At 63.7% G+C, this 13,547-nt stretch carries 13 protein-coding genes; 5 read left to right on the forward strand and 8 right to left on the reverse strand.

What is annotated here, in order from left to right:
* Window positions 1–48: 48 nt before the first annotated feature.
* Genes AC5RT4_RS06935 through AC5RT4_RS06960 form a run of 6 tightly spaced genes read right to left on the reverse strand, consistent with a single transcriptional unit; the run spans window position 49 to window position 6,860 of the window.
* A complete protein-coding gene (locus AC5RT4_RS06935; protein WP_494105272.1) occupies window positions 49–1,182 on the reverse strand; it encodes a glycosyltransferase in 1,134 nt (377 codons plus the stop codon).
* Window positions 1,172–2,491, reverse strand: a complete 1,320-nt coding sequence (locus tag AC5RT4_RS06940) for a family 1 glycosylhydrolase (protein ID WP_494105273.1) — start codon at window positions 2,489–2,491, stop codon at window positions 1,172–1,174. The genes AC5RT4_RS06935 and AC5RT4_RS06940 overlap by 11 nt, the downstream gene beginning before the upstream one ends.
* Window positions 2,488–2,802 (reverse strand): DUF6752 domain-containing protein, encoded by a 315-nt coding sequence (locus AC5RT4_RS06945; RefSeq protein ID WP_494041573.1) that lies wholly within the window; start codon window positions 2,800–2,802, stop codon window positions 2,488–2,490. The genes AC5RT4_RS06940 and AC5RT4_RS06945 overlap by 4 nt, the downstream gene beginning before the upstream one ends.
* A complete protein-coding gene (locus tag AC5RT4_RS06950) occupies window positions 2,799–4,445 on the reverse strand; it encodes a LicD family protein (RefSeq protein WP_494105274.1) in 1,647 nt (548 codons plus the stop codon). Before AC5RT4_RS06950 ends, AC5RT4_RS06945 begins: the two co-directional genes overlap by 4 nt.
* Window positions 4,442–5,914 carry an SDR family NAD(P)-dependent oxidoreductase gene (locus tag AC5RT4_RS06955; protein WP_494105275.1) on the reverse strand — a complete coding sequence of 491 codons (1,473 nt, stop codon included), beginning with the start codon at window positions 5,912–5,914 and terminating at the stop codon, window positions 4,442–4,444. Before AC5RT4_RS06955 ends, AC5RT4_RS06950 begins: the two co-directional genes overlap by 4 nt.
* A gap of 28 nt (window positions 5,915–5,942) precedes the next feature.
* The gene (locus AC5RT4_RS06960) at window positions 5,943–6,860 is read right to left on the reverse strand and encodes a metallophosphoesterase (RefSeq protein ID WP_494105276.1); all 918 of its coding nucleotides are present in this window, start codon (window positions 6,858–6,860) and stop codon (window positions 5,943–5,945) included.
* Between the two features lie 225 nt (window positions 6,861–7,085).
* Between AC5RT4_RS06960 and AC5RT4_RS06965 the strand changes: the two genes are divergently transcribed.
* The 4 genes from AC5RT4_RS06965 (at window position 7,086) to ctaD (ending at window position 10,621) form a co-directional block, all read left to right on the forward strand.
* Window positions 7,086–7,445 (forward strand): hypothetical protein, encoded by a 360-nt coding sequence (locus tag AC5RT4_RS06965; RefSeq protein ID WP_494105277.1) that lies wholly within the window; start codon window positions 7,086–7,088, stop codon window positions 7,443–7,445.
* A gap of 45 nt (window positions 7,446–7,490) precedes the next feature.
* Window positions 7,491–7,739: a hypothetical protein gene (locus AC5RT4_RS06970; protein WP_494041568.1), complete on the forward strand. Its 249-nt coding sequence runs from the start codon at window positions 7,491–7,493 to the stop codon at window positions 7,737–7,739.
* Window positions 7,740–8,048: 309 nt separating this feature from the next.
* Window positions 8,049–8,867 carry an aa3-type cytochrome oxidase subunit II gene (ctaC, locus tag AC5RT4_RS06975; RefSeq protein WP_494105380.1) on the forward strand — a complete coding sequence of 273 codons (819 nt, stop codon included), beginning with the start codon at window positions 8,049–8,051 and terminating at the stop codon, window positions 8,865–8,867.
* Window positions 8,867–10,621 carry an aa3-type cytochrome oxidase subunit I gene (gene ctaD / locus AC5RT4_RS06980; RefSeq protein WP_494105278.1) on the forward strand — a complete coding sequence of 585 codons (1,755 nt, stop codon included), beginning with the start codon at window positions 8,867–8,869 and terminating at the stop codon, window positions 10,619–10,621. The genes ctaC and ctaD overlap by 1 nt, the downstream gene beginning before the upstream one ends.
* 71 nt (window positions 10,622–10,692) lie before the next feature.
* Here ctaD and AC5RT4_RS06985 read toward each other — a convergent pair whose 3' ends face one another.
* Entirely contained in the window at window positions 10,693–11,577 is an 885-nt protein-coding gene (locus AC5RT4_RS06985; RefSeq protein WP_494105279.1) for a manganese catalase, read from the reverse strand.
* A gap of 77 nt (window positions 11,578–11,654) precedes the next feature.
* Window positions 11,655–12,179 (reverse strand): DUF2243 domain-containing protein, encoded by a 525-nt coding sequence (locus tag AC5RT4_RS06990; protein WP_494105280.1) that lies wholly within the window; start codon window positions 12,177–12,179, stop codon window positions 11,655–11,657.
* A gap of 219 nt (window positions 12,180–12,398) precedes the next feature.
* On the opposite strand from AC5RT4_RS06990, the gene AC5RT4_RS06995 reads away from it, so the two are divergent.
* On the forward strand, window positions 12,399–13,547 hold the full coding sequence (locus AC5RT4_RS06995; RefSeq protein WP_494105281.1) for a zinc-dependent alcohol dehydrogenase: 1,149 nt from the start codon (window positions 12,399–12,401) through the stop codon (window positions 13,545–13,547).

Here is a 13,547-nt window from a genome sequence, read left to right on the forward strand (position 1 = left end):
TCAGCTCCTTCTCTTACAGGGCAACTTGTGGGGGTTGGCAGAAGACAATCAGGCTGTGGCCTCGGCGTCAACCGGTTCCGGTTCCTGCAGTCCTGCGGCAAAAACGGACTCCGCCATCCGGGCGGCAATCGCGTTCCAGTGGTACTTCTTCAGCAGCTCACGGGTGTTGGGCTTGGGTCCGCGGGAGGGGTCCCGCTGGCCGAGCGTCCGGCACAGGGCAGCAAAGCCGGCGCCGTCGTTGCGCAGGTGCACCACGCCGGGGAAGTCTGCCACCACGTCCGGAACCCGCGTGGAAACCACCGGGAGTCCGGCCGCGAGGTACTCCAAAGTTTTGGTGGGACTGATGGAGCGTGTGGCCTCGTTCGACGCGAACGGCATCAGGGCCACATCGAGGCCGGCCATCGCTGCCGGCAGGTCCGCATAGCTGGTGTACCCCTCATAGCTGATGTTGGGCGCCTGCGGCAGGGTGGCCGGGTCGATCTTGGCCACTGGCCCGTACATCCTGATGTCCCATTCCGGCAGTGCCCGGGCGAGGTCGGCGATGAGGTCCAGGTCCAGCCGTTCGTCCAGCACTCCCACGTACCCCGCCACCGGACGCTGCCCGGGAACCCGGGGTGCCGCCGTCGGGGTCCGGTAGTGCTCCGGCTCCACGCCGCTGGGAAAGAGCAGTGTGTCCGCGCGGCCCTGCCGCACCATCGACCTGTGCAGCGAGCGGCCGCCGGCAAAGACGACGTCGGCCCTGCGGAGCGCCTGCCGCTGCCTCACTACCAGCTCCGGCGGGGCATCCTTGAAGGCGGCGAGATCGTCCATGACGTCATACACGAGCGTGGTGGGGTTAAGCGCGAGGGCCAGTTCCAGCGACAGCGGGGTGTACATCCACACCACACGCTCGCCGGCTGGCGGGCCCACCAGCCCGGGCAACTGCTCGATGTAGTCCGGGAGGACGTCGTCGAAAAAGCCCACGTGGTGGCCCTGCTCCGGAATCTCCAGCCAGGCGCGGTTCAGCCCGTCCACTTTCGTGTGGTTCATGCGGTTGGGCCCGCCGAAATCGGGCGCGGGCGTGAGCGGCTCCTCCACGTACCAGGTGGAACAGCGGGAGCCCAGCCGGGACACGAGGTGCTGGGGACGCTGCCATACCCAGTCCCAGCGAAGATGCGACAAGACGATCAGTTCACTCTGCATTGACTATCCTCAATTCCATCTTGGTCTGCGTATTGGGCAGGCTGTTTCCCTGATCCGCATCAGGGGCAGCTGTCCAGTTCCAGTGCGACATTTGTTGCTCGTAACCGCGCAGCCATGTGGCGACGGGTTCGCCCAGCGTGAAGGCCGGGAGCTCACTTGACGGCGTGCCGGCGGCGGCTTTCGCGTATGACTCCGACATGGCTGACGGCTGGCGGGCCAGCTCATCGTCCAGCCAATACACGCCCACAGGGTCGATGGAGCCGTCGCTGCGGTACAGGAGCGTGTTCCAGTCCGTGGAGTCGATCACCGGGAACCAGCACAGGCCTTCAAGGGGAACTCCCATCTGCTGCGCCCGTTCGCACTGCTCCAGCACGTACTTGAACCAGGTGGCACGATCAGATGTGCGGCCGCGGATGTTGGTCTCTGTCAGCAGGCACGGCAGCCGGTAGCGGTCCCAGTACAGGTAGATCTGCTGGGCGAGCGGCAGGGGATGCGGAGTGTTGGGCGAGCCGCCGATGTCATCGAAGTGCCACTGGCAGTGCGCGTAATAGTCCAGCCCCAATACATCGACCCGTCCCGGCTCCAGGTCCTGCAGCCTCTCTCCCCCGGCTTCGCTTAGCAGGTCCGCCACGGGGCCGTCCGGGTCGTAGCCCTTGCCGAGGAAACTGTCCAGCACCAGGAACCGGCGTTCGTTGGCCATGGCAGCGTAGGCGCTTCCGCCGGAGCCCTCACCTGTGTGGTGTTCACAGGTGTCCACCCATACATGCTTGGCGCCGGGCAGCAGGTCCGCATACGCGCGGCTCGCTTCTGCCACGGCCGGCAGCACGTTGAGGATCTGGCTCACGAAGTTGTCCATGCCCTTCTGGTAGGGCGGCCAGATGCCCTCATGCCCGGTGAGGAACAGGGTGGAGAAGGGCTCATTGAAGAGTGTGTATTCCTCCACCCAAGGGTAGCGCCGGGCAAACTCCTCCGTGTACCGCAGGTAGGCGGAATGGAAGCGGGGATCCGCAAAGCCCCCTTCCATCCACCGGGGATAGCTGGTGTGGTGCACCAGGTCCACGATGGGCTGGAAACCGTGGTCGCGCAGATAGTGCAGCACCCTGTCCGTGTCCTGCCAGCTGAAGACGCCTTCCTCGGCTTCCACCCGGTGCCAGCGCACCGGATACCGCAGCCTTTGAACTCCGCAGCTGGCCAGCAGTTCGAGGTCCTGCTTCCACTGGACGTCGTGGGCAGTGGACTCGAAGATGTCCTTGTCATGGCGCGGGAGGTACGTACTTTCAAAGGCGCCGATAATTTCGAGTGCGCTCATAAACCGGCGCCTTCGCCTTGGAAAGCAGGAGCCTGCGCGCCGCCCGGCCGGGTGCCGGCGCGGTCAAAGGTACCGGCCCCAGCGGCGGGGCGGCCAGGGTTGGCGGCCAGGTGCTCGTAGACGAGGTCCAGCAGCTCCGCAGCCCTTCGGTTTAACCGCCGGGACTCGTCAAGGTCCCGGTCCAGCCGGAGAACCTCGGCGCGCAGCTCAGCAATATCTGTTGCGGCGATGGCCAGCCGCAAATTTACCTCTTCCAGCGGGTCGGCCAGGGGCTCGTGCTCGTGGATGGCGTCAATCAGTGGATCATTCATGGCAAGGCCCTCACTTTCACTCGTCGGGTGGGAAGGGCGCCATCGTCCAGGCCCCCTGGTTTTGGTGGAACATCCTCTGCCTGCAGCCCCAGTTCAGCGAGGCTGCCTTTCAGGTCGTCAACATCGATGGGCCCGTAGAAGCGGCAATCCGGGAAGGCCGGCCGCGGCTCCGCCACCTGTACTTCCAGGAACGCTGCCGCAGTTTGGCCCTGGTTCCGCAGAAGCTGCCGGATCAGCCCCAACGTGTTCTCCCGGCCCTGCCAGTCCAGCGAATTCAGCAAAAGGCGCGAGTACACATGCAGCGGACCAGCACCGTCATTGGTCAGTCTGGCCAGTGGTGCAGTTTGCCGGAGCGAGTTGAGGTTGACCCGCCGGGCCTCCAGTGTCCCGGACCCGCACGGCTGCGTTTGCAGGTATTGGAGCGCCGGCCTGCTGTAGTCAACGGCCACTACGTGGTGCCCCTGTTCCGCGAAATGCTTCGCGTCCGCGCCGAGTCCGCAGCCCAGCTCCAGGATGCGTGACCCCGGGGGCAGTCCGCGGGCCAGCTCCGCTGCCCAGGCCGAGGGTGTCTGGCCGGCATCGTGCCCGGCTGTCCGCTGAAGCAGCGCCCGGTGGTGGTCCTCCCAGTTCTCCCGGTCCCAGTCCAGGCCGCCCAGCCAGGTGTCATAACGGCGGCGTGCCGGCGGTGGCGTGACGAAACGGAACGCCGGATCGGGGGTGTGCCAGCCGGGACCGTAGATCGCCTCAAGCATCTGCTCCGGCTCGGCCGGCATTGGCAGTTCCCTGCCGTTGATGGTGAGGTTCCGCAACGGGAAGATGGTTACTTCCTCGGCGCGCTCGCGGGCATGGAAGGTTCCGTGGAACCAGCCGCCCACGTTGAAGTACGTGAAGATGTCCAGGTAAAACCTGTCCGTCCCGTCCGCTCCGGGAAAGAGCAGCTGCAGGTGCCCTGCGGAATGCCGGACGGTTTCGTAACCCTGGGCGTGCAGGGCCCGTTCCAGCTCGAAGCCCTCCAAAGCGATGTCCGAGGGGTTTTCGTACCTGCTGAGGTAGGCAAGGTCCACGTCGTCGTCACCGGGCATGACGTGCCCGTCCCGGACAGGCCCCAGGAGCGTGCCGCCTGTGACGAACAATTCGTGGCCGCGGTTCCGCAGCAACTCAACCAGCGTGCAGGCCTCGTCCAACGCCTCATCAATCAGGTAGGCCCGCTGGCCTTCGAAGTTCCGCGCGATCCGCCCCCACTTGTTGATAATCTGGGGCACCCCGGTGCCCGGCTCCTCCAGCGAGAACTGGTGGGGTGAGTCATCAAAGATGACCGTCGCCGTCGGACACAACGGCTTTCCGTCTTGCAGCACCGCGAGCTGCGCCCAGCCGGACAGGCGGACGGCCAGGGCCGGCGGCCAGTCGATGGTGCAGCCGCCGGCACCGGCCCTGGCAGCCTCGCCCGTATGGACGCTCCAGATGGGCCTGTCGCCCAGCCGGATGGACAGGGTTGTGCCCGCCGGGATGGGCGGTCCTGTCAGGGTAAGTGACACCCTGTCCGCCCAGAGGCTGTGGCTGTAGCTGCCGCTCCCGGCCGGCACCTGAACAGCCAGAGCCCCGGGAGCCAGCGGGTCGTCCCGGGTCTCGACGTCCTGGCTCATGGCTGCGCCACCAGTTCCGAATCTTTGGACGGGTCCGTGTACGGAAGCCGGACATCCACCACCTGCCCGGTCATGGCCGACGCCAGGACCTGGACGCTCGCCCAGGCCACAGCTGCCGCGGGGAGCAGGGATCCTTCCTCCTCTGCCCCAAAAGCCCTGGTCCGCATGGGCGTGGCGGTCCGGCTGGGGCTGATGCAGTTCACCCGGATGCCGTCCGCGCTCCACTCGTCCGCGAGCGCCTGGGTGAGATTCACGATCGCGGCCTTGGTGGCGGAGTAAACCGTGTAGTTCGCCCGGCCCCGGGTGTAGGAACTGGAGGCGAAAAGCGTCAATGATCCCTTGCTTTCAGCCAGGTACTTCTGCGACTCCTGGGCCACAATAAAAGCCGCCGTGAGGTTCACGTCAACGTCGTGGTGCAGTTGCTCATCGGTCAGCTGGGAAAGCGGCCCCACACTGAGGACGCCGGCTGTGAGGATGACGTGGTCCAGGCGGCCGTGGGTGGCAGCAGCTGAGGCGAGCGCCTCCGCTACGCACTTGCGGTCCTCCACGTAGGTTCCGTTACCGGTGCGGCTCTGCCCCACAACGAGGGCGCCTTCAGCCTCAAGTTGCTGGACAAGTTCCAGGCCGATCCCCGAACTCGCACCGAACACCAGAACGGTGGAACCGCGGAGCCCGTCCGTATTACCGCCGGGGAGCATGGTTTTGTGCCTGAGCTGGAAGAGTTTGTCCGCAAGGTGGATGTCGATGGGCTGGGTGATCTTGATGTTTGCTTCGTCCCCGTCCACCACAAAAATGGGGACATCGGGGCAGTACTTAAGGACAACGGAACAGTCGTCCGTGGCGGAAAAGTCCGGGTCCTGGCCGGCCCTTTCGTACGCCTTTGCGATGACGGGCATGTGGAACGCCTGCGGCGTCTGGCCCCTTCGCAGCTTGGCCCGCGGCGGAACGGCACGAATGAAGTTCTCATCATCCACTTCGATGATGGTGTCCGCTGAGGGGATGGCGGTGTCCACTGCGGCATAGACGTCGAGTGCGCGGATGCAGGCGATGATGATGTCGCCGTCGAGCAGGGGCCGGACGGCGTCGTGGAAGATGACGTTGGCGTCCTTGTCCGCGATGGCGTCCAGCGCCAGGCGTGAGGTTTCGCTGCGGTCCGCGCCGCCGGTCAGGATGGAAGTGAGCTTGCCGAATTTCTTGGCTGCTTTCGCATCCGATGTGGCCCCGGGCCTGTTGCCCAAAAGCAGTTCCTCGGCCCGCGGCAGGTACCCGGGGGCCATCATGACAATGATCTCGTCAACCAGCCCACAGTGCTGGAACAGCTCCACCGTGTGCTCAAGGCTGGTGCGGCCGGCGATCGGAACAAACTGCTTGGGTATGTCCAGGCCCATGCGGGCGCCGATGCCTCCGGCCAGGATGACCGCCACGTTGCGGCGGCGGGTGCCGGTTGGAGAGGGTGGTTTCTGATTCATGGCTGGTCCTTTCTTGGGGATTGGCGGCCTAGCGGCGGCCGATGGGGGTGCCTCCTGCGTTCTCGGTGGCGGAGGGGATGGTGACGGCCGCGGCCTGGAGCCGCTGGCGGGTTTCCTCGGCAGTGACGTAGGAACTCATCCGGGGGTACTCGCCCACCGGGACCACCGCAGAAACAAAGGTCCGGTTGTGGATGCGGATGAGGTTGAAGGAACGGGCGCCGTCCAGGCCCTGCATGGCCCCTGACGGCAATGCCAGGTCCTGGTTGTAGCTGGTGGAGGAGGCCACCGAAACGGGGATGTTGGCGAACGTGGAAAACACGCTGTGGTGTGTGTGGCCGGACAGGATGCCTATGACGTCACTGCCTTCCAGTACCTGCGCCAGGCTGTCCTGGTTCCGCAGCTCCGAAAGCACCGCGAGTTCCTGTACGGGGGGAACAGGCGGGTGGTGGATCACCAGGAGGGTGCCGTCGTCGGCCCTTGTTTCCAGTTCCGCGGCCAGCCAACGCAGCTGATGGGCGCTGATTTCCCCGTGGTGGTGGCCGGGAGTGGAGGAATCAAGGACCAGCACCCGCAGATTGCCCAAGTAATAGGTACGGTCGATGGGAAGCGTGTCCGGCGCCTCGTCAAGGAGCACCTTCTGGAAATTCCTGCGTTCGTCGTGGTTGCCCATGGCCCATATAAGCTGAGCCCCCATGCGCCCGGCGTACCCCTGGCACGTGGTCCGCAGGCGCCGGTAGGCCTCCACACTGCCCTTGTCCGTGAGATCGCCGGAAAAGATGATCGCTTCCGGTTTCAGGCCGCTGGCCTCTATGGCATCAAGGACTTCCACCAGCCCCGTCTGGGGATCCAGCTCGCCGTACAGCAGCCCCTCTTCCACAAAATGAGGGTCGCTCACGTGGACCAGCACATGGTTGGGGTTGGAGTACTCGGAACGGATCAGATGCATGGAAGCCTTTCAGCTGTTTCCCGGGGAGCCCACCAGGGAAGATGTGCTGACGGGCTCTGCATGCCGTCGAAAGAAGAACATAATAAGCACGCTTATGAATTGTTGGGAAGACTTGTCTTTTGTTACGGCTGTGTGCTGGTGCTGCCCCGGACGTGCTCTGCCGGTTCGGCGGACGGCTGTACTTCCCCTGTACTTCCCCCCTGCCCCGCGAGTAGATTCAGAAGCGTGACGGGCGTACCCGTCCTCCCCGGCACTCCTGCATCGGCCGGGCGAGCAGCTGCTGAAGCCACCCGGTGGCGCATTGTTGCAGAATCGGATAGAGCCATCATGCCGTCCTCGTACTTCCAGCAGTTCCTTGATGAGGCCACAATCCCGGACCCTGAGGCCGAGCACCCGTTGGGGCCCGACTGCCTCTACGGCCTCTATGTCAGCTGGGCTTCGCTGCATGGCTTCCGGGCCAAACCGGACCAGGCCTTCCGCGCTGGCATGTTGCGCTGCGGCGTGGACGTCAACCGCTCCCAATTGCACATGACCGGAGCGGCCGCAGCCGATTACATCCTCCGCAGTTACCCAGACGTCGCCTAAGGCAGCAACACAGGCCTACGGCAACAACGCTATTGGGGGACAGCGATGGGATTTGAACCGCACGAACCGGAGCAACGCCACGAACTCAATGCCGCCCTGCAGGAGGCCGACATCAGCGTCTCCGAGCTCTGGCTCCGGTACTTCAGCATGAGCGGCGTTGCCGGCGAGTATGAGGTCCAGGCCTACACGGAGGGACTGATCTCCCTGCCGGCCCTCCAGCGTGAACTGCTGGCCATGGCGGCCAGGGAAATCATCAGCGAAGCACCCGATGCGGCCGGCGGCGGGGCAAGCTGAAGTGACGCCCGACGCCGATAGTTTCGTCCCGCCGTCGGGCGTCACATCCTGCGGGGTGCCGGGCCGCCCGCTTCGGCGTGGTTGTTGGTGATCCCGGGGTTTGGCCGCGGAGGTCAAGGAAGAGCGCGGCCTCTTCCCATCGCGCTCCTACCCAAGCTAGTGTGGGCACAAAACCACTGGCCAGCGCCATGGGTAATTGGGCTCATGAAGTTGGGCCTCTGGGTCTGTCCGGAGGGAACCGCGGTGAGCACTGGAAGAAACACCTTCAAATGGCGGCGGAGTGCCGCGTTACTTTCGATTCCGGCCCTGATGGCTTTGACCTCCTGCTCTGCGGAGGTCCAGCGCGGCTGGTTGCCCGGCGAGCGGGACACCACGGACCACACGCCTCTGATCACGGACCTGTGGGTTAACTCCTGGATCGCTGCACTGATTATTGGTGTGATCACGTGGGGGCTCATTCTGTGGTGCATCATCGCCTACCGCCGCAGGAAGGACACCGTTGGGTTTCCACGCCAGATGAGCTACAACCTCCCGCTGGAAGTCTTCTACCTGTCGGTGCCGCTGATGATTGTTGGGGTCCTGTTCGTGTTCACCGACCGCGACCAGCGTGCCATAGACGACCGCTTCGAGGACCCGGATGTCATCATCGACGTCCGCGGAAAGCAATGGTCCTGGGACTTCAACTACGTCAAGGAAGACGTCCACGAGGATCCCGGCGTGCAGGCCCACCTGGACGGTAAGTACGGCGCTCCTGACAGGCTGCCCACCCTGTACCTTCCAGTGGGTAAGAAGGTTGAGCTGCAGCTGAACTCCCGGGATGTTCAGCACTCCTTCTTTGTGGTGGAGTTCCTCCAGAAACGGGACATGTACCCGGGCGAAAACCAGTTCAACAGGTTTATCGACATCATTCCCAACCGCACCGGGGAGTTCACCGGCAAGTGTGCCGAGCTTTGCGGTGAATACCATTCCGAAATGCTCTTTAAGGTTCGGGTGGTGACCGAGCAGGAATACAACAGCCACATCTCGGATCTCCGGGCAAAGGGCAACACCGGCATCCTCGGCGACAAATATGACAAGAATCCGGCACAACCGGCCCTGGAACAGGCACAGCAAAGGACGGAACCGTAATGACCGCCATCGGCCAGAACACGGGCATTACAACGGATACTGCCGCACCCTCGGTGGTCAAACGCCCCAAGGGCAGCATGGTGGTCAGTTGGATCACTTCCACGGACCACAAGACCATCGGGTATATGTACCTGATCGCGTCCTTTATTTTCTTCCTCCTTGGCGGCGTGATGGCGCTGTTGATCCGTGCCGAATTGTTTGAACCCGGGATGCAGATCCTGCAGACCAAGGAGCAGTACAACCAGCTCTTCACCATGCACGGCACCGTAATGCTGCTGATGTTTGCCACTCCGCTGTTTGCCGGGTTTACGAACGTAATCATGCCGCTGCAGATTGGTGCGCCGGACGTTGCCTTTCCCCGGTTGAACGCGCTGGCTTTCTGGTTCTTCCTGTTCGGCTCCACGATTGCAACATCGGGCTTCATCACCCCGCAGGGGGCTGCCTCCTTCGGGTGGTTCGCCTACGCGCCGCTGTCCAACACCACCTTCAGCCCGGGCATCGGCGGTGATCTCTGGGTCTTCGGCCTGGCGTTGTCAGGTTTCGGCACGATCCTTGGTGCGGTCAACTTCATCACCACCATCATCTGCATGCGGGCCCCGGGCCTCACGATGTGGCGGATGCCGATCTTCACCTGGAACGCCCTGGTGACGTCCATCCTGGTGCTTATGGCATTCCCGCCGCTGGCCTCGGCCCTGTTTGCTTTAGGAGCGGACAGGAAGTTCGGCGCCCACATCTTCGACCCCGCCAACGGTGGCGCCATCCTTTGGCAGCACCTGTTCTGGTTCTTCGGCCACCCCGAGGTGTACATCATCGCGCTGCCGTTCTTCGGCATTGTCTCCGAGATCTTCCCGGTATTCAGCCGGAAACCCCTGTTCGGCTACAAGGGCATTGTGTATGCCACCATCGCCATCGCGGCCCTCTCCGTAACGGTGTGGGCCCACCACATGTACGTCACCGGCGCGGTGCTGCTGCCGTTCTTCGCGTTCATGACCATGCTCATCGCGGTTCCCACCGGTGTGAAGTTCTTCAACTGGATCGGCACCATGTGGGGCGGTTCGCTGACGTTCGAAACCCCCATGTTGTGGAGCATCGGGTTCCTGATCACGTTCCTCTTCGGCGGCCTCACCGGCATCATCCTGGCGTCCCCGCCGCTGGACTTCCACGTCTCCGACACCTATTTCGTGGTGGCCCATTTCCACTACGTGGTGTTCGGCACCGTGGTGTTTGCGATGTTCGCAGGATTCTACTTCTGGTGGCCCAAGTTCACCGGCACCATGCTGAACGAGCGCCTGGGCAAGATCCACTTCTGGCTCCTCTTCCTGGGCTTCCACGCCACCTTCCTCATCCAGCACTGGCTCGGCGTGGAGGGTATGCCCCGCAGGTACGCCGACTACATGCCGGAGGACAACTTCACCTGGATGAACCAGTTTTCCACCCTGGGTTCCTTCCTCCTGGGTGCGTCCCTGATTCCCTTCTGGTGGAACGTCTACATCACCTGGCGGCACGGCAAGAAGGTCACGGTAGACGATCCCTGGGGCTTCGGAGCATCACTTGAGTGGGCCACGTCCTGCCCGCCGCCGCGGCACAACTTCACCTCGTTGCCCCGGATCCGGTCCGAGCGCCCGGCACTGGACCTGCACCACCCCGAGCTCAGCGTGCGGGAGCACGCGCCTGCTGACAACCCGATTGCCGACGTCCTGGGCGCTGCGGACATCGGCCCGAGCGACGTCAAGAGCCCGGACCCCAATACGTAGCCGTTCCATAACGAAGCCCCCTGCCGCGGCCCTTTTTCAGGGGCCGGCGGCAGGGGGCTTTCCGCTGCCGGTTACTCCTTGTTGAGTTTGTCCTGAATGGTTCCCGCTGCCTTTTCCATGATGTTCGGCAGCTCGGTGGTGCCGTAGAAGCGCGAGTCCGGGTGCGTGGGCGGCGGCATGGGGACACCGGCCGGGGGCTCTGCCACGTAGCTGAACTCACCGAGGCCGTCCGGCGAAGGACCCTTGGCCCATGAACCTTCCGCGGCTGCCTGGCCGTCGGAGAAGTTCCGGTACTGGTAGGCGACGTCCCGCATCTCCTTTTTGATGGGGAAGTTGCTGGGCACGGGGAAGTTCTCGTTGCCTTCCTCCTGCAGCTCGCGTGCTGCAGCAATCCACTGGTTTTGGTGCATGGTGTCCCGGGCCAGCAGGAAGGACAACATATCCCGGATGCCGTGGTCATCGGTCATGTGGTAGAGCCGGGCCACCTGGAGCCGGCCCTGCATCTCCGCGTTGGCGTTCGCCCAGAAGTCAGCGAGCATGTTGCCGCTGGCGGTGACATAGCTGCCCTGCCAGGGGTTGCCATTGCTGTCCACCGGCCGGACGCCCGCCCCGGCTACGATGGCAGACTGGACATCGGTTCCGCCCACGATGGCAGCGACAGTGGGGTCTGACTGGACCGCGTCCTCGGTGATTCCGAGGGGCGCTTTTTCGAGCAGCTGGGCGATCATGGTGGCCAGCATCTCCACGTGGCCGAATTCCTCCGCGCCGATCCCGAAGAGCATGTCCCGGTATTTACCAGGCATGTGGGCGTTCCAAGCCTGGAACGAGTACTGCATGGCAACGGTGATTTCGCCGTATTGGCCGCCCAGCACCTCCTGGAGCTTACGGGCGTAGACGGCGTCCGGCTTGTCCGGGGTTGCCTTGTATTGAAGTTCCTGCTTGTGAAAGAAAACCATGAGTATGTCCTCTCGAGCTCACATTCGGGTATTTGGAACCGTGCTGGTTCCGGCAGCCGATTTACTCAGCATGCTTACTATCCTGCGCTAGATCCGCCGGTTTTTCCAGACGCTGGGCTACCCCTGAACAGAAGCCAGCCGCCCAGGACCAACAGCACGCTGACCGCCAGGAATCCGAGGTCCCATACCAGCGGTCCGCCCAGATCATCCCGGACGTGGTGGATTTGCAGCACCTGGTGGTTGATCAGGCCTTCGATGATGTTGAAGACGCCCCAGCCGACGAGGACCAGGCCGGTGTGGAAGTTCCAGCGGGCTGAGAGAGTCCCCTGCTGCCGGGCGCGGATTGTCAGGGCTGCCGCGGCCACCACCAGCACCCACATGGCACTGTGGAACAGGCCGTCCGCCAACGTGTTCAGCTCCAGGCCTGGAACGGTTTTCGTGTTGCCGCTTTCGGTGTGGCTGAGCATGTGGTGCCATTGCAGCAGCTGGTGCAGGACGATGCCGTCCACGAATCCGCCAATGCCCATGCCGAACAGGATCGCAGGGGCTTTGGCCGGCGCTCCGGCCGCCTTCGCCGGCGTGGTCCGGGTTTCCCGTGACATTCTTCCGCTCCCCCTTTGATCGGTGCACCTGTCACCCTGTCCCCTACCCGCCGTCGGACGCTCTAAGCATTCTGTGCTCCCCCTTATGTGCCTGCGCTCCGGCCCTTGACCATCTCCTGCCCGAGGTGGAAACGTAGGGCAGGCGGTGCGCCTCAAGGAGCGGGGTGGTTCCTGCACGAGACGGAACCGCACTGCCAGCCAACAACCAAGGCGGCACACATGCGAGCAATGGTTTATCGCGGCCCGTACAAAATCCGGGTCGAAGAAAAAGACATTCCCAAGATCGAGCACCCCAATGATGCCATCATCCGCGTGACCACCGGCGCCATCTGCGGCTCGGACCTGCACCTCTATCACGGCATGATGCCGGATACCCGGGTGGGGATGACGTTCGGGCACGAGTTTGTGGGCGTGGTGCATGAGGTGGGCTCCTCGGTGCAGAACCTGGCTGTCGGGGACCGGGTGATGGTCCCGTTCAATGTGTACTGCGGATCGTGCTATTTCTGCTCCCGCGGCCTGTTTTCGAACTGCCACAACGTGAACCCGAACGCGACGGCGGTGGGCGGCATCTACGGCTACTCCCACACGTGCGGAGGGTACGACGGCGGCCAGGCAGAATTCGTGCGCGTTCCCTTCGCGGACGTGGGGCCTTCAAAGATTCCGGACTGGATGGACGAGGAGGACGCCGTCCTGCTCACCGACGCACTTCCCACCGGATACTTCGGTGCGCAGCTGGGCGACATCGTTGAAGGCGACACCGTGGTGGTGTTCGGAGCCGGGCCCGTCGGCTTGTTTGCGGCCAAGTCCTCCTGGCTGATGGGGGCTGGGCGCGTGATCGTTATCGACCACCTGGAGTACAGACTGGAAAAAGCACGCACCTTCGCCCACGCCGAAACGTACAACTTTGTTGAGTACGACGACATTGTGGTGCACCTGAAGAAAGCGACCGACTACCTGGGCGCCGACGTCGTGATCGATGCCGTAGGGGCCGAAGCGGACGGCAACTTCCTCCAGCACGTCACCGCCTCCAAGTTCAAGTTGCAGGGCGGCTCGCCGGTGGCGCTGAACTGGGCCATCGACGCGGTGCGCAAGGGCGGGACGGTGTCCGTGGTGGGCGCGTACGGCCCCATCTTCAGCGCCGTGAAGTTCGGGGACGCCGTCAACAAGGGCCTGACGCTGCGGATGAACCAATGCCCGGTCAAGCGGCAATGGCCCCGGTTGTTCGAGCACATCCGGAACGGCTACCTCAAGCCCAGTGACATCGTCACCCACCGCATCCCGCTGGAACACATCGCAGAGGGCTACCACATCTTCTCCGGCAAGCTCGATGACTGCATCAAGCCCCTGATCGTTTCCACCCCGGCCTGA

Source organism: Arthrobacter sp. sptzw42 (genome assembly GCF_059089685.1).

Bases quoted from the DNA above. Each gene is read 5' to 3' on its own strand.
- AC5RT4_RS06935 (WP_494105272.1), bottom strand. From the start codon at position 1,182: ATGCAGAGTGAACTGATCGTCTTGTCGCATCTTCGCTGGGACTGGGTA.
- AC5RT4_RS06940 (WP_494105273.1), bottom strand. From the start codon at position 2,491: ATGAGCGCACTCGAAATTATCGGCGCCTTTGAAAGTACGTACCTCCCG.
- AC5RT4_RS06945 (WP_494041573.1), bottom strand. From the start codon at position 2,802: ATGAATGATCCACTGATTGACGCCATCCACGAGCACGAGCCCCTGGCC.
- AC5RT4_RS06950 (WP_494105274.1), bottom strand. From the start codon at position 4,445: ATGAGCCAGGACGTCGAGACCCGGGACGACCCGCTGGCTCCCGGGGCT.
- AC5RT4_RS06955 (WP_494105275.1), bottom strand. From the start codon at position 5,914: ATGAATCAGAAACCACCCTCTCCAACCGGCACCCGCCGCCGCAACGTG.
- AC5RT4_RS06960 (WP_494105276.1), bottom strand. From the start codon at position 6,860: ATGCATCTGATCCGTTCCGAGTACTCCAACCCCAACCATGTGCTGGTC.
- AC5RT4_RS06970 (WP_494041568.1), top strand. From the start codon at position 7,491: ATGGGATTTGAACCGCACGAACCGGAGCAACGCCACGAACTCAATGCC.
- ctaC (WP_494105380.1), top strand. From the start codon at position 8,049: ATGGCTTTGACCTCCTGCTCTGCGGAGGTCCAGCGCGGCTGGTTGCCC.
- ctaD (WP_494105278.1), top strand. From the start codon at position 8,867: ATGACCGCCATCGGCCAGAACACGGGCATTACAACGGATACTGCCGCA.
- AC5RT4_RS06985 (WP_494105279.1), bottom strand. From the start codon at position 11,577: ATGGTTTTCTTTCACAAGCAGGAACTTCAATACAAGGCAACCCCGGAC.
- AC5RT4_RS06990 (WP_494105280.1), bottom strand. From the start codon at position 12,179: ATGTCACGGGAAACCCGGACCACGCCGGCGAAGGCGGCCGGAGCGCCG.
- AC5RT4_RS06995 (WP_494105281.1), top strand. From the start codon at position 12,399: ATGCGAGCAATGGTTTATCGCGGCCCGTACAAAATCCGGGTCGAAGAA.